Source organism: Pseudomonas sp. TH37 (assembly GCF_016650735.1).
Classification (GTDB): Bacteria; Pseudomonadota; Gammaproteobacteria; order Pseudomonadales; family Pseudomonadaceae; genus Aquipseudomonas; species Aquipseudomonas farris.
In genome coordinates, this window is record NZ_JAEKFD010000002.1 from 542555 (window position 1) to 568618 (window position 26064).

Consider the following 26064-nt stretch of genomic DNA (forward strand, 5'->3'; position numbering starts at 1 on the left):
ACAAGCGCGGCACGGTCTTATAGGTTAGCGTGTTGCTGGATAATCAGCGTTCCTGATGTGCGCGAACAGGCTCGGCGGACTATGGTTTCAGGGGAGCGCCGCCTCCAGGAAGGAGATTCGACATGGGCTGTCCGCAAGTTTGCGCCACCGCGACCCTGCAATGCAGTTTCGGCGCGGCGCCAGCGGTACTCAACGTGCTGCCGGTGAACCGCACGCTGACCGGGGGCATGCCGGCGGCGAACATCATGGACCACATTCCGCTGGTGAACGTCATGCCGTTCGGCACGTGCATGAGCATGGCCAACCCAATGGTCGCGGCCGCCACCGCAGCCGCGCTTGGCGTACTGACGCCCATGCCGTGCATCCCGGCTACCGCCACCCCCTGGATCCCCGGCGGCGCGCCGACCCTGCTGCTGGGCGGCATGCCGGCCATCGATGCCAACAGCACCCTGATGTGTAACTGGGCCGGAGTCATCAAGATTGTGATACCGGGGCAAATGCAGATGCTTATTCCCTGACTCACACGATCAAGCTGTGGGAGCGGGCTTGCTCGCGAAGGCGGCGTGTCAGGCGACATCGATGTCGAATGTGAGGGCCTCATCGCGGGCAAGCCCGCTCCCACAGGGGATTTTGGTTGAACACAGTATTGGTGTACTACTGCTCCCACAGGGGATCTTCTGTGAATGCAGTATTTGTGAACAACAGTGATCACTGTGGGAGCGGGCTTGCCCGCGATGGGGGTGTCTCAGCCAATACAAAGCTTCAGGCTTGCGCAGGATCACTCCAGCGCCTGAACCACCAGCGCACCCTCGAAATCGGCTTACCCTCTGCATCCAGCGGTCGCCCATCGCTGGCAAAACCCTGTTCCGGTTCGAGCAATTGACCATTGAGATATCGAGCCTCGACGGCAGCTTTACCGTTGGGGTGAAAGCGCTGATAGCGCCCGTCGCGCACGCCATCGCGGTAGAACTCGGCCTCCGCCAGTTGCCCGTCGGGAAAGTAATTGAACGCCTCGCCATGCAGCAGCCCTCGGCGGTAAGTCGCCTTGCGCTGTAGCCAGCCTTGCGGCGCATAGAAACTGGCGATCCCTTGCAGCTTGTCATGAACAAACGGCAGCTGCGCCGAGACCTTGCCATTGGGGTGGTAGAGCAGGGTAGTGCCTTGCAGCTCGCCCTGGCTGTAGTGCAAATCAGCCTGCGCGCGCCCGTCATCCTTGATGTGCAGCGCACCGTCGAGCTGGCCATCGAGCAAGCGACCTTTGAGCTGTTTATCGTTCTGCTGCAAGTCCAGCGGCGTGATGGCCATGGGTTCTCCTTGTCAGTTGACCTGCACCAGACCACCCTTGATGGTCAGCATGCCACCGCCATCCACGGTCTGCGAAGCGGCAGCCTTGTTGGTCAAGCTGATCCCGGCATCGTTGGTCATTGTCGTGCCGGCCTTGTTCTCCAACGAGGTACCGGCCTGATTGCTCAGGGACGTACCAGCCTTTTGGCTGATCGAGGTGCTGGCCTCGGCCGCCAGATCGGCGCCGCTTTTGATCGTGAAACTGCCGCCGCTTTGCAGGGTCAGGGTACCGGTCACCTTGATCGTCAGATTGCCGTCCACCGTCAGGCTGTAATCCCCGGTGACCTTGTGCGTGTAGTTGCCACCGGTGCTGTGGGTCTGGTCCGCACCCACGGTCACCGTGCGACTGTCCTTCACATCGAGATTGTCACTGCCAGTCTGGATGGTCACGCTACGTTTGCCTTTCTCCAGGGTCACGGTCTCGTCGCCTTCCTTCACCGTGCGCGTACGGGTGTTCTGTACGGTCAGGGTTTCGTCGTGGCCGACGGTGGCGGTGGTGTCGTTGCGCACGTTGATCTTCAGATCTTTCTGCGCCTGGAGAAACACCTCTTCGGCGTCCTTCTTGTCCTCGAATCGCAGCTCGTTGAAACCGCCGCCGCCCTTGGACGATTGGGTCTTGATCCCGGACTGGGTCTGATTCGCTGGCAGCGCATAGGGCAGGGCGTTGTCACCGTTGTAGACGCAACCCGTCACCAGCGGTCGATCGGGATCGCCATCGATAAACGTCACGATCACTTCCTGGCCGATGCGCGGTACGAACTGCATGCCGAAACCCTTACCGCTCCAGGGCAATACCACCCGCACCCAGCAGGAGCTGGCTTCGTCGTTCTTGCCATCGCGATCCCACGGGAACTGCAACTTGATCCGGCCGTATTCGTCGGTCCAGATTTCTTCGCCCGACTTGCCGACGACGATGGCGGTCTGGGTGTGCATTCGCGGCTTCGGTGTGGTTCTCGCCGGGCGAAAAGGTGTGGCCTTGGGGATGGCTTCGAAGCGATTGCGATAACTGTCATGGCTGGCTTCGTGAGTCACCGCCGTCACTACCCAATCGATATTCAACGTCGAATCATCGTGCCCTGTGAGAGTGAACCAGTGCCCCGGCACCAGCCAGCGGCAGTCGCTTTCACCGACAAAACGCTTCTCCTGACTGCGCAAGCCATCGACGCGCTGCTTAGTCAATGCATCGCCGCGGGCTTTGGCGTTGTAGCTGCCCGGGTGCTCGTACATCGACCGCGGCCCGGCGACTGCTTCGGCCTGGCTGTAGAGCGAGGTGGTCGGGGTGGTGAACTCGTAATCCGTCGCCTGATACACCCCGGCCACCGCCTGCACGCAGACTTGCCCGGAGCGAATGCCGTGCAGTTCGCGTTCGCCCAATTGCTGGCCGAGATAGCTGACCTTCGGCCCATTGGGGATCGGCACAAACGCATCGTTGCTGTCACCCAGCACCAGCGTGTGTTTGCCGTCCTCGTGGGTGAAAAACCAGAAAATGCCTTCTTCTTCCAACAACCGCGAAACGAATGCGAAATCGGTTTCGCCGTACTGCACGCAGTATTCGCGTGGGGTGTAAGTGCCGCTGAGCTTCAGCAGGAAATCGGTAAAACCGTGGGCCTTGAAAATCGTGGTGACGATGTCTGAAGTGCTGAGGTTCTGGAACACGCGGTTGTTGCTGGCCAGGGTCAGCCACCAGAGCCATGGCTTTAGAACAAGCTGATAGCGCTCGGCAGTGGTGTCGGCGGGGAGTTGGCGGATTTCGGCGACCAGGGCGTCCATTGGACGGGTCAGGGCGTCGTTGTGCAGGGTGGTGGTGAGGTGGGTGGCGACGGCCGTGGTCAGGGTGAGAGTGGCGCCGTCGTTGAGACCGTTGAGGGTTTGCGAGCTCAGTGCATTGAGCGCTTCTTCACCGGAGAGCGACTCAGGGTAAAGCGCCGACAGAGACGAGGCGGTGAGGGAGAGGCTGGTGTTGCTGTCGGTGGTGCGGGGCATTGAGCAACCTCAAGCAGTGATACAGCAGGGAGCCTGAAACATCGGATCCGGTGGTCAAAAGAATGCCCTGATTCAGATCGGTAATGAGTTCAGGTTTAGATTTGGAATCATCGACAAGACTGCTTCTTCGTCGGTTTGCTGTCTAAACAGTATTGTGTCTTTCATGTTGTTGCTCCGTTTGCTCTTCCTTTTGACTGATTAGTTTGGGATTTAATTATCTGTCAGCGTCCAGCCCACGCTGTCGGTCAAGCTGTTTTTGAAGTGTGTTTTCATGTATTCGATTTTGCCCAATTTGAACTCGGCAAGCTTTGATGGGTTACTCAATAAAGTTTGGTGCAGAGAAACGGCGGCTGTACTGATGAGGGCGGACATGATAGCGCCTGCACTTCCGGTGTTTTTTTTCGGTATTCCAAGTGCATGAGTCTGAAGGTGTTTTGTTGGAACCTCCAAGCCATAAATGCCGGGGTGTATCTGTAGAAGACCGAGTGGTGCTATGGGTGGTGCCTCTAACTGAGTGCCCAGATTTCTGACGAGTTCCTGACTGAGTTCTTGAACGTATGGACTGTGGAGTGAAGTGTTTAAGTAGATGACGGCTGAATCCGGTCCATTGCTACCCAGGTCAGGATTCATGACTTTCCACGCAGACACCGCGGGATTGCTAGAGACGTAGCGTAGAAAATTCTCATAGAGCGGCTGCCCGCTGATCTGTGGTTTGATAATGATTTGAATACGGCTAAGTATTTCTTTCTCTCGGACCACATGATAAATGGCAGTGATGCCTGTGCAGGCCCCCATTGCGGCCTTGCTAGCAGCGAAGTCAGTGCCTCCGGAAGTTTTGATTTGCAGCATTTTTTTATCCCAGCGCCTGGCTCCAGGACCGAAGGTGGCCCATTGAGAGAAGTTATTCCAGACATCCATTTTTTCCGAAGATACGGCGGTGCTCGCTCGCTTACTGGAAGCACGATAGTGGTGATTGTAGATATGGCCGTACACAATTCTCGCAAAACATTAAAGTCGGGCTGTCCCGAGTGGCTTAACTTGTTTGCATGTTCGTAAGCGTCAAAGTAAGCCTGTTTGGTGCGCTCCCAGGAAATGTTCAAGGCGACTCCTTTCTTTCTTTTTAGTATTGAGAAGCTCTTCAGCCACAGTTTCCTGTGCATATTTTTTTACTGGCTGAACGAGCACTGCGTCTAATGGGTGCTGTGCCATTCAATGCTTCATACATCTTGAGAGCTCTATCTACTCTTTCTCCGGGGGCGTCGTAGTGGGCATCGTCAGCCGCTATAAATGCTGCTTGTATAGACGCTAAAGCGTCTTCGGCGCTAATTTCATGAATGTACATCAAATACACAGCAACACATATGACGGATCTTGTTCGTCCGTGATTGCAGTGTATGACTATGGGGAGGCTGCGCGTTCTATAGGTTTCCATTTCTATTGCAAGCTTCTCCAAGCGAAGCTTGAGCGCGTTGTCCATGTCGTACTCATCTCCGTACATCTGTGGCAACTGGACATCGAATATTTGTATAAGGTCGCTGTTGAATTGTTTAGCCCCGTTCTCAGAAGAGAGAAAAATTGTCCAACCATCAAGTCCGACAAAAGGCACGTGACCTGTATTTCCTCCACGCCCTAATTGATTTCCTGTGCACATATTACTTACCTACTCAATGATCTCTAAAAAGAGTGGTTACGTTACTTATGGCGTTTGGCTCCCCAACGTCCTACTAAGCAGCGCTTTTTTATTCACTCCAACACCCACTCCGCCAGTTTCCCAGTCACCTGGGTCATCAATACGTTTTCAACATCCCGCGCACCCGCCGCACTGCACTTGGCCAACACCGCCTGCACAATCCCGGCATCAAATTCAAACTGCTTCCCGGTCGCGGCCTTATACCGCCCGCGCAATTTCTCCAGCTTCGCCAACACAATCCCTTCCAGCGTCACCTCATCCAGCGGCCGATACGCCACCACTGTCATGCGCGCCAAAAACGCCGGTCGAAAGGCTTTCAGCAGCACTTTATGCAGCGCTTCATTGAACGCATCAGTGCCCAGTTGCGCGGTCGGTGTGTCGAGCAGCAATTCAGCCCCGACATTGCTGGTGGCCAACATCACAGTGTTTTTGAAGTCCACCACCAACCCGGTGCCATCCTCCATGACGCCTTTGTCGAAGACGTTGTAAAAGGCTTCGAGCACATCCGGGTGGGCCTTTTCGATTTCGTCGAGCAGCACTACTGAATAAGGTTTGCGTCGCACCGCTTCGGTCAGCACACCACCGCTGCCATAACCGACATAGCCTGGCGGGGCGCCTTTGAGTTGGCTGACGGTGTGGGCTTCTTGGTATTCGGAAAGATTGATGCTGATCAGGTTGCGTTCGCCACCGTAGAGCGCGTCGGCCAACGCATAAGCGGTTTCGGTTTTGCCCACGCCCGTGGGGCCGACCAGCAGGAATACGCCGACCGGTTTCTGTGGGTCGGTGAGGCCGGCGCGGTAGGCTTGCAGGCGTTGGGCGATGGTGTTCAGCGCGGTGCTTTGGCCCATGACCCGCTGGCCCATGCGCTGGCCGAGGGTGCGCACGGCGTGGGCTTCGTCGGCGAGCATTTTGCCCACCGGAATGCCGGTCCAGCCGGCGATCACGGCGGCCACGGTTTTTGCGTCGACCTGTTCCGGCACCAACGGATCGTCTTGGCGTATGGCGTCCAGACCGGCCTCGAGTCGTACCAGTTCGGCGGCCAGATGATCGATGCGGCTGTCGGTGGCTTCGTCCGGTTTGTCGTTGTCGGCGCGCTCGCTCAAGGTGAGTAACTCGCGGCGGGTTTCCAGCAGTTCGCACACGGCAATCCGTTCTTCGTTCCAGCGGATTTCCAGTTCGCGAATGGCTTGCACGTTACCGACGGATTCGGTTTCCAGCAGGGTGATGCGTTCACGATGATCGAGCCCGGTGGCCTGTTCGCGACGCAGGCGTTCGACTTCGTCTTTGAGGCTTTGCTGGCGATGGCGCAGGCTTTCCAGCGGTGGCGGCACGTCGTGCTGGCCGAGGGCGACCCGGGCACAAGCGGTGTCGAGCACGCTGATGGCTTTGTCCGGCAACTGGCGCCCGGAGATGTAGCGGTGGGACAGTTTCACCGCTTCGTGGATCGCCGCGTCCAGCACCTGTACGCCGTGGTGCTGTTCCAGTTTCGCGGCCACGCCACGGAGCATTTCCACGGCAGTGGTTTCGTCCGGTTCCTCGACTTGCACCAACTGAAAACGGCGGGCGAGGGCCGGGTCTTTCTCGAAGTATTTTTTGTACTCAAGCCAGGTCGTGGCGGCGAGGGTGCGCAACTCGCCACGGGCCAGCGCCGGTTTGAGCAGGTTGGCCGCGTCGCTGCCGCCTTCCGCGCCGCCAGCGCCAATCAGCGTGTGGGCTTCGTCGATGAATAGAATGATCGGTTTGTCGGCGCTGCGTACCGCATCAATCACGCCTTTGAGCCGCTGTTCGAACTCGCCTTTGACCCCGGCGCCGGCCTGCAACAGACCGAGGTCGAGTACCCGCAGGCTGACTTCCTGCAGCGACGGCGGTACATCGCCGGCGGCAATGCGCAGGGCCAGGCCTTCGACCACTGCTGTCTTGCCCACGCCAGGCGCGCCGACCAGGATCGGGTTGTTCTGTCGACGTCTGAGCAGGATGTCGATGCACTGGCGAATCTCGCCGTCTCGGCCGACGATGGGGTCGATGCGCCCGGCATGGGCGTCGGCGGTCAGGTCTTGGGTGAACTGATCGAGCACCGAATCCTGTTTCGGCTGCGGCTTGTCGGCATTGACAGGCCGCGTGCCGCCGACGTGTTCGCGAGAGTTTTCGGTCCACTCCAGCAGGTTGCTGCGCAATGCTTCCCGCGGAATTTTCAACAGCGACGAGGCGCTATTGAGCAGCAGGCTGCGGCGTTCATCGCGGTCGAGCAAGGCCAGCAGCAGCAAGCCGGAACGGATGCTGTCGAGACCGAGCACACTGGCCTGAACCACCGCGTCTTCGAGCAGGCCGATGGTTTGCGCCGAGAGCGCCGGGGTGCGGGTGCTGCCGGATTTGAACAGTTCCAGGGCCTTGTTGATTTCCGCCGTCAGGGCATCGCGCTCCAGGCCAAAACGCGGCAGCAAGTAAGCGAAGTCACCGCCTTCGATGTCCAGCAGCTCAAGCAGCAGGTGTTCGATTTCGACGTAATGATGACCCCGTTGCAGGCAGCGTTGCGCGGCCCGTTCGAGGGCGCGGCGGTTGTCCGGGTTGAGGCGTCCGATCAGGCTGGCCAGTTCCATGTTCAGGTGATCTCCAGCTGACGAAGGCGGGTTTCGATCTGTTGCACGGCGAGGCTGGTCTGGCGTTGCAGGCCGCCGTTCCAGCTGAGCAAGGGCGGGGCCTGGCGACCGAGTTTCATCGGGCTGGCACCGCGCACCAACAGCACCAGTGTGCAATCCAGATCGGGGCCGAAATACAAAGCGCTGAGGCTGGCCAGTGCCGGATGGGATTCGCCGTCCGGCAGAAATCGCGCCGCCTGCGCCGAGGTCAGCGGGCCGAGGGTCAGGCGGATGCCGGCGTGTTCATCCCAGACCCGGGTGCCGGCCACGGCGCTGCGGCCCAATTGCAGATTGCGCCCACCTGGTTGCAGGCGGCTGCGACTGGCGGGTGGGATTTCCCGCCAGGCACCTTCATAGGCGCTGAGTGCGACCGGCAGTTCGAAGTGCTCGCGCACGATCGCGGCGAAGCCGGCGAGGGAGCGACGCCCGTCGGCAAACAGCGCGCTGCACGCCAGTACGGCGGAATCGGGAACGGCCTGACGTTCCTGCAAGGCTTTGGGCAACAACCCGGTCAGCGCCCGCAGTTGCGCCTGCACCGGGGACGCGCCGGGGGCCGTGAAGCCGACGGCAATCCGGTGTTTGCGCATCACCTTGTACAGCAGGCTGAGCAAGCGATGCTGGAACAGATCGAGGAACTCGGCCGGTGCATGATCCTTGGCGCGGGCCCGCTGCTGCAGCCATTCCTGATAGGCGTAGGGCAGGGGGCCGTCGGGCCCGCCGAGGCCAAACACCGGGGTACTGAGCGTCGGTTGCCGGCCCGCTTCCTGGGTCAGGCTTTCGATCTCGCTGGCGGAAAAAAGCGGCGTTAACGGCCCGCGCAGGCGCAGAGCTTCCGCTTGAGGCGCGGTGCCGCTGCCCAGGGATTCGGCTTGCGGGTGTTCTCGCTCCAGCAGCAGCAACGCCTGCAACAACTCGAAAGCCTGTGGATCGCGCCGCAGCTTCTGACTCAGGCTCAGAGGGAGAGTGGCATGCCGGCTTGGGGTTGCCATGTCTTGACCTCCTTGTCTGACTGGACCAGGACCGTGCGCACAAAGCGATTGGCCGTGGCATAGAGTGAAAAGAACTGCGCCAGCACCGCTGAAAACAACACGGCGCTGCTGCCGACAAAATGCTGCGGATCGAGTTGCAGCTGAACTTCCAGCCCATTGCGCCAGCCACGCCACGCATCTTCGCCGACATGGGCTATCACCCGTTCGCAACCAAGGCCGAGCAAGCCTTCAATCTGTCGCAGGGCGCTGGCCTCGTCGCGCAGGTTGTGCAACTGGAGGATTTCCTTGAGGGCATCCAGCGCCTGCGGCCCCTCGACCAGCGACAAATGATTGAGGGTCAGTTGCGACACCAGCCGCCAACGGGATTCGCCATCCAGTCGCGGCAAACTCTGCGGGCTGGGTGGGTTGCGCAGGCGGGCCCAAGCCACTGGCCCCGGTCGTTCGAAACCCAGTGGTGTCCCGGCGGACAGGCTCTGGGCCAGGTGTCGGTTGGTGCACAGCAGTTCGGCAGTGAGGCTGTATTCGGTGGCCTCGGACAATGGGTCGAGCCGGGTGTCCACCAGGCTCACCATCAGGTCGGTGCCCAGACGATTCGGGGTCATGCCGCTGACCCGTCGCGCGTGCCAGTAGCATTGCTTTTCACCGCCGATATGCTGGCTGCCGTAATAGGCGGGAACGCGCAGCACACCCTGACTGGAACTGGCGCGCATCGCCCGGATGCTGTGGATCTCGACGCTGTTTTCCCGGTGGCTGTCGGCGACCAGACGGTACTCGCTGCGGGTGCCGTCCGGGCGCAAGGGCTCCGAGGTTCGCGGAAACAGATTGATCACCGGCGCACAGCCCAAGGCAAAGTCGCTGGCTTGAAGGTGTAGACGGTTGGCCGGGGCGCGGTCGAAGACGATGTACAGGTACAGCGTCTGGCTGTCGGTGGTGGCACCGGCCAACGGAATATCGAAGAAATTGAATTTGTCCGGGAAGGCAAAGTATTCGGCAAGCAGGCGCATGCCCGGATGCACGCCGTCCTCGTCCGGCAACAGCACTTCGTCGCTGGCGAAGCCGACAATGTCTGGCAGCCCCGCCAGCACTTTCGGCACGCTGCCGACGGGGCCGGCCAGCACCTTCACGGCGTGGGCGCCGAGCAGGTCATACAGGCAGGCGTTGATCACCGGGGTGGCGGCCAGGTGCACGCGCAACTGTTTGATCGCCAACTCCGGCCACAGGCTTTCACCGAGGCAACGCAGGCTCAGGCGCAGGGCCGAGCGCGCTTGCGCAACACCGGTCAGAGCCTGTGCTTCGTCGCTGCCCAGCAGCAGCGCTTCGTTGATTTCCACCGGCCACAATCGAACCGCGGCGCTGGTGCGAAAATGGATGCTTTCGCCTTTGCTGGTGGTGACGAACAGCGGCGTGTCCCTGGGCAACGGGTATCCGCCGGCGAGGTTGCCTTTGCTCGGATCCGGCTCGAACTGCACGATCGCGCAGGACGGCAACGGTCGCATGGCCAACGGGTAAAGCTGTTCGAGCAAGGCGTCGCTGAATTCGGCGTAGTCGTCATCGAGCCGCCGTTGCAGGCGTGCCGCGAGCAAGGCGAAACCTTCGAGCAGTCGTTCGACATGCGGGTCGGGGCATTCACCGGGGGACAATTCCAGGCGTCTGGCGACCTTGGGATAACGCTCGGCGAAAATGCTCCCGGCATGCCGCAGCCAGGTCAGTTCGCGCTGGTAGTAATCGAGCAGTTGCGGGTCAATCGAGTCGCTCATGACGCACCTCAAGGCCATCGCTGACCTTCTCGATGACAAATGCCACGGGCCAGTGCTGCTGGCCGCTGCGCAACTCGCCCAGTAGCCGAATGCTCAGTTGCTGCGGATGGCCGGGGACCGGATTGACCTGAACCTCGCCCAATTGCAGGCGCGGTTCGAAGTGGGTGATGGCCTCACGGACTTCCTGCGCCAATTGACGACGGTCATCGCTGCGCTGCTGTTGCAAGGCGGTCCAGTCAGCGATGCCGTAGTCGAGAATGCTCGGTGGGGAGGTCAGTGGACGTTGGCCGCGTCGGGTGTTGAACAGGCGCAGCAACTCCGTGTGCACCGAGTCGAGCAGCCCCTGGCGATCGAACACCTGCACGGTGTCGACCTCGCTTGCGGCGAGGCGCTCGAACAACGGTGGGAGAATGCCGGTGCCTGCCATGGCCGACGCGTCCGCTTACTTGACGAGCTTGTTGGCGGCCATGTCCCAGGTCGAGGCGGCCGTGCCTTCCTTGGTGCCGTCGTCTTTCTGGGCGGTGAGTTCCCACTTGATCTTGGTGAAGTTCAGCGACAGGGTTTCCACCGGTTTGCCACCCGTACCGCCACTGACGCTGACGTTGGACAGCACGACGTTGGTCAGGGTGTAGATGATGAATGGCATTAGCTGACCGCTGCCTTCGGCGGCGTTTCGGCCAATGGTAATTTTGGCTTCGGGGATCGGTTTGCCGGCGCAGCAATACTCGTTGAGAGAGGGTGTCGAGCTGTCGACGAATTTGGTCAGTGTGAACTCGCCGATGTGTGGCTTGCCGGAAGTCCGCTCCGAGTTGCTGACGTCGTTGGTCACCTGCATTGCCACGTTGTGGCTGTAGGACATGACTTCGATCTTGTCCTTGTAACCCTCGAGCAGGCTATCGCCTTTGATGTCGCCGCCGAGGTCGAGAATGATTGCATCCATCGCATGAAACTCCTGAAAGTAATCGTGCTAGATAAGCAGGGGAATCCCGCCGGGTTGGCCGGCGGGAGGCAGGTCAGGCGGCTACCGGTGGCGGCAGGGTCGCGACCAGGCGGATCGACGCGGTCAGCTCTTCAAGCTGGAAGTGTGGCCGCAGGAACACCGTGGCTTTGTAGGCACCCGGTTTGCCGGCGACCTCGGTCACATCCACCCGGGCTTCACGCAACGGGTACTGCGCCTTGATCTCTTGCGGCGCGTTGTCGTTGATCAGCACGTAGTCGGCGATCCAGTTGTTGAGGTAGGTCTGCACGTTGTCGCGGGTCATGAAACTGCCGACCTTGTCGCGCATGATCACCTTCAGGTAGTGCGCGAAACGCGAGGCCGCGAGCACGTACGGCAACATCGCCGAGATCCGCGCGTTGGCGTTTGCCTCATTGGTGTTGTAGAGCTTGGACTTGTTGGTGGTCTGGCCACCGAAGAACACCGCCACGTCGCTGTTTTTCTTGTGGCACAGGGCGATGAATCCGAGGTCGTTGAGTTCCTTCTCACGCCGGTCGGTGATCGCCACTTCGGTCGGGCATTTGAGCGACAGATCACCAGAGGTAGTACGGAAGGTATGGGCCGGCAGACCTTCTACCGCACCACCGCCTTCGGCACCACGAATCGCCGCGCACCAGCCGTACTTGGCGAAGGCTTCGGTGATTCGTTGCGACAAGGCCCACGCGGCATTGCCCCACAGGTATTTGCCGTGGTCGCTGCCGTTGACGTCTTCGACGTAGTTGATGCCTTCCACCGGCGACGTGTCAGGGCCGTAGGGCAGACGCAGCAGGAAGTGCGGCAGCACCAGCGACACGTAGCGCGAATCTTCGCTTTCGCGGAACGAGCGCCACTTGATCAGCTCCTGGCTTTCGAAGACTTTCGACAGATCACGCGGCACGGCCAGTTCGGTGAAGCTGTTCATGTCGAACAGCCGAGGGCTGGCGGCAGCAATGAACGGCGCGTGAGCGGCTGCGGCGACGTTCGAGAGTTTCTCCAGCAGGCCGATGTCCTGCGGGTGCCGGCCGAAGGTGTAGTCACCCACCAGCAGGCTGAACGGATGGCCACCGAAGGTGCCGTATTCCTCTTCGTAGATCTTCTTGAACAGTGCGCTCTGGTCGAACTCGACGGCTTTTTCCAGATCGTTCTGCAGCTCTTTCTGGGTCACGTTGAGCAACCGCAGTTTCAGCCGGGAGCTGGTCTCGGTGTTCTTCACCAACAGGTGCAGGCCGCGCCAGGAGGCTTCGAGTTTTTGCAGGTCTGGATGGTGCAACACTTCATTGAGCTGAGCGCTGATCAACTCGTCGATCTGGCTGATGCGGTCGTTGATCATCGCCACGGTGTCCTTGTCGATGGCCATGCCTTCGTCGAGTACCTGGGTGGCGAATTCCGCGAGCATGTCGCGGGCGTAATCCTGCTGGCTGTCGTCATGGGCCATGCGGCCTTTGGCGATTATTTCATCGAGCAGGGACAAGGTCTGGGCTGTGCTGTCGCTGGCTTGGCTCTGCGCGGCGGATGAGGCGGGCATGGCGAATTCTCCCTAAGTGGATGGACGATCAGGCCTGCGGTTCGCTAGGTGCTTCGCTGTCGCCTGCGGGGGCGGCGGCGGTTTCCGGGCGGGCGGACTTGATCTCTTGCAGTCCCTCGGTGTTGGCGATGACGTCGCGCAACAGCTTGTCCAGATCATCGTTGCCATCGAGCTTGGTCAGCAGGTCGCGCAGACGCTGACGGGCTTCGAACAGGCGCCGCAGCGGAGTGACCTGCTCGACCACCTTGACCGGATCGAAGTCGTCGATGTGTTTGAAGTTGAGCTCGATGTTGAGTTTGCTGTCGTCGCCGCTGAGGGTGTTGGTGACCTGCAAGGTGGCGCGCGGGCCGATCGAGGCGAGCACTTCGTTGAAGTTGTCGCGATCGATTTCGGTGAAACGCCGTTCATTCAATTTCGGGAGTGGCTCGAGAGGTTTGCCGGAGAGGTCGGCAAGAATGCCGACGACCAACGGCAATTCTTTCTTCTCGATTGCGTTGCCGATTTCGACGTCGTAGGTGATTTGCACCCGGGGCGGGCGAACCCTGTCGAGCTTGTGCTGAGTACTTTCTGCCATGGTGGCTGACTCCGATGCATGAGGCGGGCGCAATGCATCGGGAGGCCCGTTTCATCGCATTCCCTTACTGGACCGTAGGTTAGAAAGGGAGGGCAGAGGACCTGTCATTCCTTTGACGAACCTTCCACATTCGTCGTGCCGACCGAACTACCCAAGACGCTAGAACAGGTCTATAAAAAAGCAAACAAAAAGCAATTTTGGACCGTGTCGAGAAAAGGAAAATTCATTTTGTACGCACGTTTATTTTCTTTGGTTCTATTCCTGTCACTCGCCGGGTGTTCGTTGTTCGGGCCTCGTGTCGAACTCGATAACCTGACGCTGGACGTCGCGCCTCGCGCCAACGATGACACCCCGATCGCGGTGGACTTCATTGCGGTGAACGACGTGGATCTGCTCAAGCAGTTGTCGGGCATCACCGCCCGGCAGTGGTTCGCCGAACGCGAGCAGTTCCAGCGCGACTACCGACAGCTGATGACGGTCTGGGGACTGGAGCTGGTGCCCGGTCAATTCATCGACAAACAACCCTTCCCGCTGGGGGGCCAGCGGGCGGCTGGACTTTTAGTCTTCGCCAGCTATAACACTCCCGGAGCACACCGGTTACGGCTGGACGATCAGAGCAACGCCTGGCTCAAGTTCGACAGTCGCGAGATGACGCTGGTCAGCGACCACCCGAACTGAACACAGGATTGTGGCGAGGGGGCTTGCCCCCGTTTGAGTGCGTAGCACTCACTAGATTGTTGGTGCATCAGCGATTTTGGGGCTGCTTCGCAACCCAACAGGGCAAGCCCCCTCGCCACAGGATTGCTCCCACAAAGGCTGATGTTCAAGTCAGGCACCACAAGAGGTCGAAGGGAATCGTATGAGTCTGCTACCTGACGCGGTTTGCTGGCATGAGGGCATGCAGTTATTGCCCCAGCATTTTCAGTTGCAAGGGCTGCGGGCCGAGGCGCTGGTGGCGCATTTTGCCCAGGCCTGTAATCCGTGGTTCTGGGGCGTGACTCGCGTTGAGTTCGATCCTTCGGCATTGAGCGCCGGGCTCGTACGACTGATCAATTTACAGGCGACCTTGCCGGACGGTTTGCCGGTCAATCTGCAGGCCGGTGTGGGACCGATGCTGGAGCTCGATGTCAGTGAAGCGATCGACGCCACGGACAACGCCACTGTCACCGTTTACCTGGCGATCAGTCCGCTGTGGCGCGCCGGGCAGTTGCTGCCGCTCAAGGGCCGATTGCAGTCGGTGGTCGGCGATGCGTTGCCGGACCTCACGAGCGGCGAGTACCCCGAATCAATCACGGTCTGGCGTCCGAACCCACGCTTGTGCACGCAGTTGAACAAGGCGGATTCAGTCTGCCTGCCGCTGCTGAGAATTCGCAAGGAGGGCGGCGGCTTTCTTCAATTGCCGTACACCCCGCCGACGCCGTGCCTGTTGCCCGAGTCGGTAGTGGGTCGGCGCGTGGCGGCGCTGTGTGCCCGGGCGCGGGAGAAATGCATGTTCCTCGCCGGTCGTTTGCGCCAGGCGCAGCAGGCCGGCAATCAGGACGACGCGCTGGAAATTCGTCGCCAGTTGACGGCGCTCTGGGCGCGGCTGCCGGAAGTCGAAGGCCTGCTGAACAGTCGAGTGGCGACGCCTCAGGCGCTGTATGGGTTGCTGCTCGGGTTGGCCGGCGCCTGGTCGGCGCTCGATCCATTGGCCGGTGTTCCGGCGTTCGCTCCACTGGATTTTCTTGAGTTGCAGCGTGGCTATGAAGCGGTGCTCGACTGGCTTGAAAAGACTCTCGAATTGATCCGCGCCGGTTATCGCAGCCTGGCGTTCGAACGCAGTGAACAGACCTTCTCGATTCAATTGCCCGATGACCAGCCGAGCCAACGGCTGATCATCGGTTTGCGCATGCCCAACGGTGCCAGCGAGCAGGCCGCTAGCGAATGGTTGCGCGGGGCGATCATTGCGTCGCAGCCGCACATCGCGTTGCTCAGTCGCCAGCGCATGAGTGGTTTGTCCCATCAGGCCATGAGTCGCAATGAACAAGTGGCCTACAGCGTTGGCGACGATACGCGGCTGTTTGTGGTGACGGCCGAAGGCCAATGGTTCGACGGGCAGTTGCCGTTGCTGATTGCCGCCCCGGCTTCCAGGCTGGCCAGCAGTCCATGGCAAGTGGTGTTGTTTGTGGCCCAGGCGAGTGAAAGTGCTTGATCACGGAAGGAACGTCATATGTCTGAGGGCAATGTCGGGTCGGGTACACGAGGCCTCCACGAAGCGCCGCTGAGCAGTGCTTTTCGCCAGGCCTGGCAGCAATGGTCCCAGGACTGGAACCAGTTGCCCAAGGACAGCGAGGACGAAGCGCTGGTGGATGCGGTGGTCGAACTCTCCACGCAAATCTCCCAACGGCTCTGGCGAGCCGCATTCGCCAAAGTCGGTGACGCCGCCACCGAGCAAGTCAAAGCGCTGGTCTATGTCTTTGTCGCGCTGGTCGATGAAACCTTGCTGTTTACGCCGTGGCCGGGCCAGTCGGCCTGGCAGGAAAAACCGCTGGAGTCGCGGTTGTACGCCAGTCGTCAGGCCGGTGAGCGGATACCGCTGGCGATCAAGGAACTGCTGGACGAGCAGATTCCCACCACTCGCGATCTGGCCAACGTCTATTTGCAGTGTCTGGTGCTGGGATTTCAGGGACGTCTGCGCGGCGAACAGAATCAGGCCCAGCATGAAAAATGGCGTCTGGCGCTGTTCACCTTTGCCTGGCAGCACGAGGCGGATTATGCCGACGTCAGTGCCCGGCTCGAACAACCTTCGGCGGTACCGCCGATGCAATTGCCGGTGCGTCTTTCGTTGCCCGACGGATTTCGCCTGGGCCTGGGGATTCTCGCCATGGTGCTGCTGCTGACCGGGTTGGGGCAGTTGTTCTGGCGTGACATTCGTCTGGAGCTCGAACCGGTCTTGCAGATGACCGATTCCGTGACCGCCTCGGAGCAAGACTCATGAGCACGCTGGGGATTATCGGCCTCATCATCGCCGTGCTGTTGGTGCTGGCGATTGTCGGGGTAGCGGTCTGGTGGTTACGCACGCAAAGCGGTGCGGCGATTCGCAGTTTTTATCTGGCGGTGCGGCACATGGAGCAGGAGCAGGGCGCCCAGGACCGGTACCAGATTCCATGGCTGTTGATGCTCGGCAACGAAACCCAGGGCGCTCAGCTATGTACTCAGTGGCGCTTGCAGCCCACCGACAAACCGGCCTGGTTTGGTCGCTGGTGGTCGGACCCTGAAGGGGCGGTACTGGTGGTGCCACAGGCGCTGTTTTTGCCGGATGAAGGCATGCACCTGCAACGCGGCGGTTGGTGGCGCTTGCTGGGATTGATCCTGCGCTTGCGCAGTCAACGTCCGCTGGACGGGGTGATCTGGACGGTGCCGGTCAGTCGACTGGGCAATGTCGAACAAGCCGCGACCCTCGGGTTGGCGGCGCGTCGACGCTTCATCGATTTGTTGCAACGGTTCGGGCTGAGCTTGCCGGTGTACGTGGTCATTACCGGCATGGAAGAGTTGCCGGGCTTTCAGGAATTGATCACCGCGCTACCGGTCGAGACCCGCGAACGCACGCTGGGCTGGTCGTCGCCCCACGGGACCGATGCGGTCTGGCAAGCGCAATGGAGCGATCAGGCGCTGGATCAGGTTACTCGGGCTTTGGCGGAATCGATCATCGAAATCGGCGCCTTGTCCGGGCAGTTGAGCAGCGAGCTGTATGGCTTGCCGGAACGCTTCGAAGCCATGCGACGCCATCTGCAATCCTTGTTGGAACCGGTTTTCCAGGGCAATGCGCAAGGCGAGGCGCCGCGCTTTCGCGGTATTTATTTCACGGCCAATCAGCCCTCGGAAGACAGCACCGACGGATTTTCGGCCTACGACACCGGGTTGCAGCAGAGCGCCTTCGCCCGGCAATTGTGGCAGCGACGGGTGGTCGCCGAGCGCGGTCTGGCCCAGGTGGTGCCGCGTCTGTTACGCCTGCGTCAGCGCTGGCAGCGCGTGACCGGCGGGGTGGCGCTGGTGGTTGCGCTGGTCTGGGGCGCGGGCATGCTGTGGGTCTGGCAGGATTCGGTCAAGGAGGCCCATGAACTGTCGCGCCTGCTGCAAGGGGCGCAGAAAAACTACGCGGCGGTCACCGATGAATCTCATCGGCTGGAGTCGACCCGGCGCAACGTCCAGGGCTTCTGGCGAGTGCTGGAAAAGGCGCCGGGCTGGAGCTTCACCTCAGTGGTATTTCCGACCTCCTGGTTCTCTTCGCTGGATGCGCAGCTGGCAAGCGAGTTGCGCTTGACCGCCCAGAGCCATTTGATGCTGCCGTTGCGCGACCTGTTGAGCGCGGAGCTGGCGCAACTCAAGACCATCCGCAACACCGAACGACGGGGCAACGTCGAAAGTGAAGATCCGGCTCAATGGCAAAACTACGTCAAGGCCAAGGATCTGGTGGAGCGTGCGGTGCGTCTGGAACAGCAGAACCAGTGGTTCAGTCAGGCGCTGAACAATCCCAAGGCCCCCCTCGAAGACCTGGTGTTGCTGAGCAACAACGCGTTGTCGCTGAACCTCAACGTCGGCACTTTGCACCGCGCCGGTTTTTACAACCGGGCGTTGTTCGATGCTGATGGCAGCGACTTGCGACCGCTGGATCTGACCGTCGAGCGCCCAGTGATCGAGGAAAACTTCCTCGGGCTCATGGAACGCTGGCTGGACCAGTATTTCCTGGCCGACAATTTCGTGCGCCAGGCCGGTTATCTCAAGCTGCATCTGGAACGGCTGGAAGCCGGCAGTGGCAACTCGCTCACCGAGCTCGAAGATTTGCGAGCACTGGTCGATGATCTGCAAACCGTGATCGGCTTGACGAATTCGGCGTGGGGCCGTGGCAAAGGGCAGGACCTGGTGCCTGGCTATCGCGAGTTGCTGGACAACGTGCGCAAAAGCGCCTTGCTCGGACCGCAACTGGAACAACAGTTGGAAATGCAGGCGGCCAAGCTGCAGCAGAGCTTTCGCGATCAATGGATCGTCCAGGCCGGCTCCCGGGATAATTTATTGATTCAGCAAGGCAGCGGGCAACTGGTCTTGCAGGAACATGTGGTGCAGCTGAACAACGCGGTACAGGCGTTGTTCAAACGTGACTTTGTGGCCATCGCCTTACACGCGGATCGCTCCGAAGCCCCGAATGGGCAAGGGCAGGGCGTTGATGGCGACGACCTCGACAGTGCGCTGAACTATTTCGCCAGCTATAAGAGTTACGCCGCCGAAGAGCTGCCGCGCATTCCCCCGGCGTATCGCGGAGCCTTGCTGCAAGCGGCCGAAGGCGCGGTGGTCAAGGCCATGTTGTCGAGCCTGCGCGAGCACAATGCTCAGGTCCATAGCGGCGTTTTCAATGTGCAGGCCTCCCAGGCGATTGCCTTGCAGAAAGCCTTTGTCGAGGTGCGCCGCAGCGATCTGGCCACACGTTTGCAAACTGCCTTGAACCGCCGCGCGCTGGCCGAAATCGTCAGCGGCCTCGACGAAATCGTCGCCCAGCCGCTGTTCAGCGGGCGCACTGAAATCAGCCAGTGGGACGGCTCGAAAAACCTCGGTCTGCAACTGTATGGCGCCAACGACGTGCAGGATTTGAAACTGAGCCTCAAGCAGCAATTCAACACCATGCTCGGCATCACCGAGCGACGCACCTCGGCGCTGGAATGGCTGAAAGTCCAGCAACAGAACCTCTCGGCGCTGGATTATGAACGCGTGACGCAGTTCAATGCGCTCAACGACGATCTGCTCAAGTACAAGGAGCAGAACCTCGCCAGTTCGCCGGCGCAGATCGAACAATTGGTCAGTCGCGACTTCATTGAAATGGACGCCACGTCCTGCGGCCAGATTCTGCAAACCGCCAACCTGTCTGGCGGGCGCGGAACATTGGCGTTGCGGGCGGTGGATTTGCAACAAACCGCCATGCAACGCTGCCAGTTCCTGCAACAGCAACAGGCGGCGGCAGCGTGGAACGACCTGGCTAATTATTTCAATCAGTACCTGGCGGAACGCTTTCCGTTTGCCAATGGCCTTCAAGCCCCCGACGCTGATCCGGCCAGGGTCCAGCATTTGCTGGAGCTGATCGACAAGCGTTTGCCGGTGGCGCAGGCCGGATTGTTGCTGAGCCAGACCCCGGAACGCCTGGCCGCCGAGGACTTTCTCAATCGTCTGAAGCAAGCCAGCACCTGGCTGGGCCCGATGTTTGTACGCGACAAGAGCGGTGTGTTGGGGCTGGAGATGGACGTGCGCTGGCGCACCGATCGAGAGGAAGAGCGGGGTGCCGATCAGGTGATTGCCTGGGGCTTGAATGCCGGCAATCAACAGCTCAGCTTCCCCGGTGAGGCCCAGCAGAACCTGCGCTGGATGGTCGGTCAACCGATTCGGCTGACCTTGCGTTGGGCCCGAAATGGCTACCAACGCCCGGCCAACGATCCGTTGCAGCCGAGCCTGGTGGTGCGGGATCTGGAAGCGGGCTGGGAGTACAGCGGTCCGTGGTCGTTATTGCGCTTGATGCGCTCGCACGGGTCAGTGCAGCGCCAGCCGAACATGGACTACACGGATTTTCCGTTGACCTTGCGCCTGCCTGTGACGACGCAGGCCAGCACCACCACCGCCGAGCAAACGCTGATGTTTGTGCGCCTGTCGTTGATGACCCAGGGCTCGAAATTGCCGCTGTCCATTCAGCCCTTGCCAACCCGGGCCCCGCGCTCACCGTTCATGGTGACGAGATCAACCGCGGGCATTGAAGCCCATGACATCGAATCCCAAAAGGAGGGGCTGTGAATCAACCTTCAACGCCGTTGCCGGAACTGATCACCCAACTGCTCGAACCGATCAGCGTGGAGGCCCCCTGTGGCCAGGACCTGCGTTATGAGCCTGAGTTCGACCGGTTGCGCGAACTGCGCCGCGAGGACGACACCAGTTTGCCCACAGGGGTCTGGCAGTCGTCGATCAAGCGCGCCCAATGGCCGGAACTGGAAAAACTGACCACCAGCCTGCTGCTCGAACGCAGCAAGGATTTGATGCTCAGCGCCTGGCTGGGGGAGGCCTGGCTGCATCAGGACGGGCTCGAAGGTTTGCCGGGCAGCCTGGCGCTGGTGGCCGGGTTATGCGAGCGCTATCCCGAGCACCTGCACCCACAGGCTGAGGACGGCGATCAGTCATGGCGGGTGATACCGCTCGAATGGCTGGCACGACGCTACGCTGAAGTGTTGCTGACCCGAGTGCCGCTGTTCGAGCCGCGCAACAATGAATTCGATAGTTTCTGTCTGGATGCCTGGCGCCGGTTGCAGCTGCAACAGGTACAGGCTAGCGACAGTAAAACGGCCAAGACCTCGGCCGAGAACGCACGCAACGAACAGAAGAAACTGACCGAACAGATTCGCGCCACCCCGTTGTCATTCTGGTTGCGCAGCCAAGGCACGCTGCTGCTCAGCCAGCAGCACCTGCAACGCCTGGAGGTGTGGAGCGACGCGTATCTCGGCAACCAGGCCCCAGGCTTCAAAGCGCTGCAGGATGTGATCGAAGCGTTGTTGACGCTGGTTCAGGAGTTCATCGCCATGCATCCACGAAAACCAACCCCGGCGCCTGTCGAAACGCCTGCGGTGGCGGCATCGAGCCCGGCCGCCGTGCCGGACATCATTCCGACGCCCCAAGTGTTCAGCGAGCCGGCGAATCGTGAAGAGGCGTACCGGCAATTGCTGTTGATCGCCGAGTACCTGGCGCGCACCGAACCCCACAGCCCGGTTCCCTATTTGATCAAACGGGGCGTGGAGTGGGGCAACAAGCCCCTGAGCGAGCTGCTTGGAGAACTGATCAGCGCCGATGCCGAATCCCGGCGACTGTGGACGCTGTTGGGCGTCCTTTAGTGATTGAGTCGGGTGGCTGCCGTCGGCGGCGGTAAAGCAATCGGGGTCAGGACCGGTTGGCCGGAAAAAAACGCCATCAGGTTTTTGCCGACCAATTCCACGGTGCCTTGGGTGGCCTCCGGGGACAATCCGGCGACGTGCGGGGTCAAAATCACGTTGGCCAGTCCCTTAAGAGCGTCCGGCACCTGGGGTTCGTTATCGAAGACATCCAGCGCGGCACCGGCGATCCGTCGTTGTTCCAGCGCGCTGATCAGGTCTGCCGTGACGATCACGCTGGCCCGCGCGATGTTGACGATAAATCCGTTGGGCCCCAAAGCGTCGAGTACCTGCCTGTTGATCAAGTGTTGGGTACCGAGCCCGCCGGGTGCGGCAATGATCAGAAAGTCCGAATGGCGTGCCAGTTCGGCTGGCGTTGAGCAGAAGGTATAGGGTACGTCGCTGCGATGCTGGCGATTGTGGTAACTCACGCTCATGTCGAAGCCGTTGGCCGCACGTTTGGCGATAGCGATGCCGACGGCCCCAAGGCCGAGGATGCCCAGGCGTTTGCCGGCCAGGGAAGGGCGCATGATTTTCGGCCACTCGCCCCGACGCACGGCAGCATCGGCCCGAGGAATATCCCGCACCAGTGCCAGCAGCAGCGCCATGGCGTGGTCGGCGACGGAAGAGGCATTGACGCCGGCCCCGTTGGTGACGGTGATGCCGCGGTCGGCGGCGGCTTGCAGGTCGACGTGCTCGTAGCCGGCGCCGATCACGCAGATGATCTTGAGGTTGGGCAGGGCGGCAATTTCATTGGCGTGCAGGCCCAATGGGCCGCGCGTCAGCACCGCATCGATCTGACCGCCCTGTCGGGCAATGGCAGCGGCGCGCTCGGCCGGGGTCGGGGCCAGGATCAGATGAAACCCCTGATGTTCGAGAATCGGCAGGTATTCATTGATGGTTTCAACCAGTACCAGAACAGTTGCGGTCATGCTGGGCTCCTGCGGGCAGCGGAATGTTGGGGGCTCGAACGTCACTTCAGATTGCTGACTCCAGAGCGGTTTGGCAATGGCCAGGGTTTTTGACTCCCAAGGGTAGGAACTGGCGAAGCCTGCGATCCTTCTATAGACAACACTAGATCAGCGCGCGGCAGATGGGAGAGGATTTGTCCGCAATGAATGTTGTACAGCCGAAATGCAATCTGTAGCAGCTGTCGAGCCTGCGAGGCTGCGTTCGGCTGCGCAGCAGTCGTGAATCCGGCTGATGCGGTTTGTCTGACGCACCGCAAGTTCTGGTTTGACGACTGCTCCGCAGCCGAACGCAGCCTCGCAGGCTCGACAGCTGCTACAAGCCGAAGGCTTCGACAGCTGCTACAAGGAGTTCGTCGTGCCGACCCCCATCTGATCCGTACAACCATTCCTCAGCTAAGTCTTTGCTTCTGCTGATTAATCCCGGACAATCGCGCCCCTGTTTCGGCCAGGGCGCTGCCTGTCGGATTTTTCCGACTCGTCCTGACCGGGTGGCAAGTGACCGGAAAGCGGAGATCCGACCGGATGAATGATCAGGCCAATAGCGTCGACGAACGCTATGTAGCGGCGACACCAGCGAGCCTAGAAAGCTGGAATCGCCATGACACCACCTGGATGCTGGGCCTGTTTGGCACGGCAATCGGGGCCGGTACCCTGTTTTTGCCGATCAACGCGGGGCTGGGCGGTTTCTGGCCGCTGCTGATCCTGGCAGTGCTGGCATTCCCCATGACGTTTTACGCGCACCGTGGCCTGACCCGCTTTGTGTTGTCCGGCCGCGAAGGCGCCGACATCACCGAAGTGGTGGAAGAACATTTCGGCATCAAGGCCGGCGCGTTGATCACGTTGCTGTATTTCTTCGCGATCTTCCCGATCCTGCTGATCTACAGCGTGGCCCTGACCAACACCGTGGGCAGTTTCCTCGAACATCAACTGCACATCATGCCGCCACCGCGCGCCGTGCTGTCGTTCGTATTGATTCTCGGCCTGTTGGCAGTGGTGCGCTGCGGTGAACAGGCGATCGTCAAGGCCATGAGCCTGATGGTGTATCCGTTCATCGTCGCGCTGCTGTTCCTGGCGGTGTTCCTGGTTCCGCACTGGAATGGCGGCATCCTCAGCACCGCGACCACGCTGCCTGAGTCGTCGGCGTTGCTGCACACCCTGTGGCTGGCGATTCCGGTGATGGTGTTCTCGTTCAACCACTCGCCGATCATCTCGGCGTTCGCGGTGGACCAGAAGCGCCGCTACGGCGCGCATGCCGAAGAGCGCAGCTCGCAGATCCTGTCCCGTGCCCACATCTTGATGGTGGTGATGGTGCTGTTCTTCGTCTTCAGCTGCGTGCTGACCCTGTCGCCGGCACAACTGGCGGAAGCCAAGGCGCAGAACCTGTCGATCCTGTCGTACCTGGCCAACCACTTCAGCAACCCGACCATCGCCTTCGCGGCGCCGTTGATTGCCTTCGTGGCCATTTCCAAGTCGTTCCTGGGCCACTATATCGGCGCCAGCGAAGGCTTGAAGGGCCTGATCGTCAAGAGCGGCAAACGCCCGGCACCGAAGACGCTGGACCGTATGACTGCGGCGTTCATGCTGGTGGTCTGCTGGATCGTTGCCACGCTGAACCCGAGCATTCTCGGCATGATCGAAACCCTCGGTGGCCCGATCATCGCGGCGATCCTGTTCCTGATGCCGATGTACGCGATCCGCAAGGTCCCGGCCATGGCGCGCTTTCGTGGTCAAGCGTCCAATGTATTCGTGACAGCGGTGGGCCTGGTGGCGATTTCAGCGTTGATCTATTCACTGACGGCCTGACCCATACCCTGTTGAAGCGATCCGGCTTGCCCGCGAAGAACGATAACGCGGGCAAGCCTCGCTCCTGCGAAGATCAGGGCAACCTGATCCAGAGCACACCATTGCAGGGGATTAACGACTAAGCTGCGGGTTGCATTAGCGCATCATCGTGGAGCGCTTTCTCTGGAGACGCTTTATGGCAGGTGCCACTGGCGCAACGGCGCAACCCCCTGCCGATATACCCAATCGCTGGCTGGACGTTTTGGCCGGCTTGTCAATTGCCGGTTTGTTGTTGCCCGAGGCGGTCGCCTATTCCACCATTGCTGCGTTACCGCCACAGGCCGGGGTCATTGCGTTGTTTGCCGGTCTGCTGTGCTACGGGCTATTAGGCACCAGCCGTTTTGCGATCGTTTCCGCGACCTCTTCCTCCGCCGCCGTTCTGGCTGCCTCCACCGCCACGCTGGCCAACGGTGATTCCGCCCTGCGTATGAGCCTGGCGATCGGTCTGGTGCTGGTGACCGGTGGGTTCTTTTTGCTGGCCGGGCTGCTCAGGCTCGGCAGCGTGACCTCGTTCATTGCCAAACCGGTGTTGCGCGGCTTTGCCTTGGGCCTGGCGATAACCATCATCCTCAAGCAGGTAGCGAGTGCCGTCGATGTGCACTTGAACAGCGGCAATCTGCTCCACCTCATGCCGCAGTTGCTGGAGCAGTTGCCACAATGGAATCGGGTCGGCGCGCTGGTGGCGGCCGTGTCGTTGGTGGTGCTGTGGCTGTGCGCGCGGGTCCGGCGTTTGCCCGGAGGTTTGCTGGTGGTGGCGCTCGGCATTGCGGCCGGCCAATGGCTGAACTTGCCGGCCTACGGGGTGAAAATGATCGGTGTGATCGATCTGAGCCTTGAAATGCCTCGGCTGCCAGTGTTGCCGTTTACCGACTGGCTGCGTCTGGGGGAATTGGCGATTGCCATGGTGATGATTCTGTATGCCGAGTCTTACGGATCGATCACCTCGTTTGCGCTCAAGCACGGTGATCGGGTTTCCTCGAACCGCGATCTGCTGGCCCTCGGCGCGGCCAATCTGCTGTCCGGGCTATTCCATGGCATGCCGGCGGGCGCCGGTTACTCCGCGACGTCGGCCAATGAGGCGGCGGGGGCCGGTTCGCGTCTGGCCGGCGCGGTGGCGGCGGGGGTGGTCTTGCTCATCGTATTGACGGTGCTGCCCTACATCGCCCTGACTCCCGAGCCGGTGCTGGCTGCCATCGTCATTCATGCCTTGGCGCGTGGTTTGAGCCTGCAGCCATTGGGGCGCTATTTCATCTGGCGCCGCGACCGCTTGCTGGTGATCTGTGCAGTAGCAGCGGTGCTGGTGTTGGGGGTGCTGGACGGCTTGCTGGTGGCGGTGGTGATCAGCGTGGTGTTGATGCTGAAACAGATGTCTTCGGCGGATATTCAAGTGCTGGGGCAAATGGGCAGCGGTCACGATTACGTCGATCTGCAGCACCATCCTCAAGCCGTGGAAACCCCCGGCATATTGATCGTCAGGCCCAGCGAGGCACTGTTTTTCGCTAATGTGGAACGCATTCTGGGTGGTGCGCTGCATCTGGCCCGGCACTCAGAGCCACCGGTGCATACGATTATTCTCAGCCTCGAAGAGTCGCCCGATCTGGATGGCACCAGCATCGAAGCGCTGCAAGCGTTCTTTTTGCAGGTGCGGGCGCTGAACATGTTGTTGATCCTGGCGCGGCTCAAGGACCAGGCTCAGGCGGTACTCTCGATATTGCCCGCACGGGAGCGCGAACAGGTCATTCTCAGCGACTTGAGTGTCGACGTTGCCGTACACCAAGCGCTCACGTTGGCCGGGGAGGTGTCGCAGGCATAAAAAAACGCCGCTCATCTCACGATGGGCGGCGTT

General features: G+C 60.6%; 20 protein-coding genes. 8 read left to right on the plus strand and 12 right to left on the minus strand.

What is annotated here, in order from left to right:
• Positions 1-122: 122 nt before the first annotated feature.
• On the plus strand, positions 123-518 hold the full coding sequence (locus tag JFU11_RS07615; RefSeq protein ID WP_201060269.1) for a DUF4280 domain-containing protein: 396 nt from the start codon (positions 123-125) through the stop codon (positions 516-518).
• 244 nt (positions 519-762) lie between these two features.
• Here the strand turns inward: JFU11_RS07615 and JFU11_RS07620 are convergent, their stop codons facing one another.
• The 11 genes from JFU11_RS07620 to tssB form a co-directional block, all read right to left on the minus strand.
• Positions 763-1305: a toxin-antitoxin system YwqK family antitoxin gene (locus JFU11_RS07620; protein ID WP_123720456.1), complete on the minus strand. Its 543-nt coding sequence runs from the start codon at positions 1303-1305 to the stop codon at positions 763-765.
• A gap of 12 nt (positions 1306-1317) precedes the next feature.
• Positions 1318-3327, minus strand: coding sequence for a type VI secretion system tip protein VgrG (tssI, locus tag JFU11_RS07625; RefSeq protein WP_201060270.1), 2010 nt, complete (start codon positions 3325-3327; stop codon positions 1318-1320).
• 210 nt (positions 3328-3537) lie between these two features.
• Positions 3538-4245, minus strand: coding sequence for a hypothetical protein (locus tag JFU11_RS07630; protein WP_201060271.1), 708 nt, complete (start codon positions 4243-4245; stop codon positions 3538-3540).
• 220 nt (positions 4246-4465) lie between these two features.
• Positions 4466-4933, minus strand: a complete 468-nt coding sequence (locus JFU11_RS07635; RefSeq protein ID WP_207188901.1) for a dual specificity protein phosphatase family protein — start codon at positions 4931-4933, stop codon at positions 4466-4468.
• 137 nt (positions 4934-5070) lie between these two features.
• Positions 5071-7614 (minus strand): type VI secretion system ATPase TssH, encoded by a 2544-nt coding sequence (gene tssH, locus JFU11_RS07640; protein WP_123720460.1) that lies wholly within the window; start codon positions 7612-7614, stop codon positions 5071-5073.
• 2 nt (positions 7615-7616) lie between these two features.
• The gene (gene tssG / locus JFU11_RS07645; RefSeq protein WP_201060273.1) at positions 7617-8642 is read right to left on the minus strand and encodes a type VI secretion system baseplate subunit TssG; all 1026 of its coding nucleotides are present in this window, start codon (positions 8640-8642) and stop codon (positions 7617-7619) included.
• Positions 8606-10399 (minus strand): type VI secretion system baseplate subunit TssF, encoded by a 1794-nt coding sequence (tssF, locus tag JFU11_RS07650; protein WP_201060274.1) that lies wholly within the window; start codon positions 10397-10399, stop codon positions 8606-8608. Before tssF ends, tssG begins: the two co-directional genes overlap by 37 nt.
• On the minus strand, positions 10383-10826 hold the full coding sequence (gene tssE, locus JFU11_RS07655) for a type VI secretion system baseplate subunit TssE (protein WP_201060275.1): 444 nt from the start codon (positions 10824-10826) through the stop codon (positions 10383-10385). The genes tssF and tssE overlap by 17 nt, the downstream gene beginning before the upstream one ends.
• A 15-nt stretch (positions 10827-10841) precedes the next feature.
• The gene (locus JFU11_RS07660; RefSeq protein WP_007906301.1) at positions 10842-11339 is read right to left on the minus strand and encodes an Hcp family type VI secretion system effector; all 498 of its coding nucleotides are present in this window, start codon (positions 11337-11339) and stop codon (positions 10842-10844) included.
• Positions 11340-11412: 73 nt separating this feature from the next.
• A complete protein-coding gene (tssC, locus tag JFU11_RS07665; RefSeq protein ID WP_008067879.1) occupies positions 11413-12900 on the minus strand; it encodes a type VI secretion system contractile sheath large subunit in 1488 nt (495 codons plus the stop codon).
• A 28-nt stretch (positions 12901-12928) separates the two neighbouring features.
• Positions 12929-13474, minus strand: coding sequence for a type VI secretion system contractile sheath small subunit (gene tssB / locus JFU11_RS07670; protein ID WP_123720464.1), 546 nt, complete (start codon positions 13472-13474; stop codon positions 12929-12931).
• Between the two features lie 228 nt (positions 13475-13702).
• On the opposite strand from tssB, the gene JFU11_RS07675 reads away from it, so the two are divergent.
• From JFU11_RS07675 to tssA, 5 genes are all read left to right on the plus strand, one after another.
• Positions 13703-14152: a hypothetical protein gene (locus tag JFU11_RS07675; RefSeq protein WP_201060276.1), complete on the plus strand. Its 450-nt coding sequence runs from the start codon at positions 13703-13705 to the stop codon at positions 14150-14152.
• A 181-nt stretch (positions 14153-14333) separates the two neighbouring features.
• Complete coding sequence (gene tssK / locus JFU11_RS07680) at positions 14334-15665, plus strand: type VI secretion system baseplate subunit TssK (protein WP_201060277.1); 1332 nt, start codon at positions 14334-14336, stop codon at positions 15663-15665.
• 18 nt (positions 15666-15683) lie between these two features.
• Positions 15684-16451: a DotU/TssL family secretion system protein gene (locus JFU11_RS07685; RefSeq protein ID WP_201060278.1), complete on the plus strand. Its 768-nt coding sequence runs from the start codon at positions 15684-15686 to the stop codon at positions 16449-16451.
• Positions 16448-20284 (plus strand): type VI secretion protein IcmF/TssM N-terminal domain-containing protein, encoded by a 3837-nt coding sequence (locus JFU11_RS07690; RefSeq protein ID WP_201060279.1) that lies wholly within the window; start codon positions 16448-16450, stop codon positions 20282-20284. Before JFU11_RS07685 ends, JFU11_RS07690 begins: the two co-directional genes overlap by 4 nt.
• Positions 20281-21369, plus strand: coding sequence for a type VI secretion system protein TssA (gene tssA / locus JFU11_RS07695; protein WP_201060280.1), 1089 nt, complete (start codon positions 20281-20283; stop codon positions 21367-21369). The genes JFU11_RS07690 and tssA overlap by 4 nt, the downstream gene beginning before the upstream one ends.
• Here tssA and JFU11_RS07700 read toward each other — a convergent pair.
• Positions 21366-22337 (minus strand): 2-hydroxyacid dehydrogenase, encoded by a 972-nt coding sequence (locus tag JFU11_RS07700; RefSeq protein ID WP_201060281.1) that lies wholly within the window; start codon positions 22335-22337, stop codon positions 21366-21368. The genes tssA and JFU11_RS07700 overlap by 4 nt on opposite strands.
• 561 nt (positions 22338-22898) lie before the next feature.
• Between JFU11_RS07700 and JFU11_RS07705 the strand changes: the two genes are divergently transcribed.
• Both JFU11_RS07705 and JFU11_RS07710 read left to right on the plus strand, forming a co-directional pair.
• Complete coding sequence (locus JFU11_RS07705; RefSeq protein WP_048394594.1) at positions 22899-24179, plus strand: serine/threonine transporter; 1281 nt, start codon at positions 22899-22901, stop codon at positions 24177-24179.
• Positions 24180-24354: 175 nt separating this feature from the next.
• Positions 24355-26031, plus strand: a complete 1677-nt coding sequence (locus tag JFU11_RS07710; protein ID WP_201060282.1) for a SulP family inorganic anion transporter — start codon at positions 24355-24357, stop codon at positions 26029-26031.
• Positions 26032-26064 lie beyond the last annotated feature (33 nt).

What these genes read in the sequence shown, in the direction of transcription:
- JFU11_RS07620 (WP_123720456.1), bottom strand. Translation starts at nt 1,305, where the DNA reads ATGGCCATCACGCCGCTGGACTTGCAGCAGAACGATAAACAGCTCAAA.
- JFU11_RS07660 (WP_007906301.1), bottom strand. Translation starts at nt 11,339, where the DNA reads ATGGATGCAATCATTCTCGACCTCGGCGGCGACATCAAAGGCGATAGC.
- JFU11_RS07710 (WP_201060282.1), top strand. Translation starts at nt 24,355, where the DNA reads ATGGCAGGTGCCACTGGCGCAACGGCGCAACCCCCTGCCGATATACCC.
- JFU11_RS07685 (WP_201060278.1), top strand. Translation starts at nt 15,684, where the DNA reads ATGTCTGAGGGCAATGTCGGGTCGGGTACACGAGGCCTCCACGAAGCG.
- tssF (WP_201060274.1), bottom strand. Translation starts at nt 10,399, where the DNA reads ATGAGCGACTCGATTGACCCGCAACTGCTCGATTACTACCAGCGCGAA.
- tssK (WP_201060277.1), top strand. Translation starts at nt 14,334, where the DNA reads ATGAGTCTGCTACCTGACGCGGTTTGCTGGCATGAGGGCATGCAGTTA.
- tssE (WP_201060275.1), bottom strand. Translation starts at nt 10,826, where the DNA reads ATGGCAGGCACCGGCATTCTCCCACCGTTGTTCGAGCGCCTCGCCGCA.
- tssB (WP_123720464.1), bottom strand. Translation starts at nt 13,474, where the DNA reads ATGGCAGAAAGTACTCAGCACAAGCTCGACAGGGTTCGCCCGCCCCGG.
- JFU11_RS07615 (WP_201060269.1), top strand. Translation starts at nt 123, where the DNA reads ATGGGCTGTCCGCAAGTTTGCGCCACCGCGACCCTGCAATGCAGTTTC.
- tssG (WP_201060273.1), bottom strand. Translation starts at nt 8,642, where the DNA reads ATGGCAACCCCAAGCCGGCATGCCACTCTCCCTCTGAGCCTGAGTCAG.
- tssH (WP_123720460.1), bottom strand. Translation starts at nt 7,614, where the DNA reads ATGGAACTGGCCAGCCTGATCGGACGCCTCAACCCGGACAACCGCCGC.
- tssC (WP_008067879.1), bottom strand. Translation starts at nt 12,900, where the DNA reads ATGCCCGCCTCATCCGCCGCGCAGAGCCAAGCCAGCGACAGCACAGCC.
- tssI (WP_201060270.1), bottom strand. Translation starts at nt 3,327, where the DNA reads ATGCCCCGCACCACCGACAGCAACACCAGCCTCTCCCTCACCGCCTCG.
- JFU11_RS07630 (WP_201060271.1), bottom strand. Translation starts at nt 4,245, where the DNA reads ATGGATGTCTGGAATAACTTCTCTCAATGGGCCACCTTCGGTCCTGGA.
- JFU11_RS07700 (WP_201060281.1), bottom strand. Translation starts at nt 22,337, where the DNA reads ATGACCGCAACTGTTCTGGTACTGGTTGAAACCATCAATGAATACCTG.
- JFU11_RS07690 (WP_201060279.1), top strand. Translation starts at nt 16,448, where the DNA reads ATGAGCACGCTGGGGATTATCGGCCTCATCATCGCCGTGCTGTTGGTG.
- JFU11_RS07705 (WP_048394594.1), top strand. Translation starts at nt 22,899, where the DNA reads ATGAATGATCAGGCCAATAGCGTCGACGAACGCTATGTAGCGGCGACA.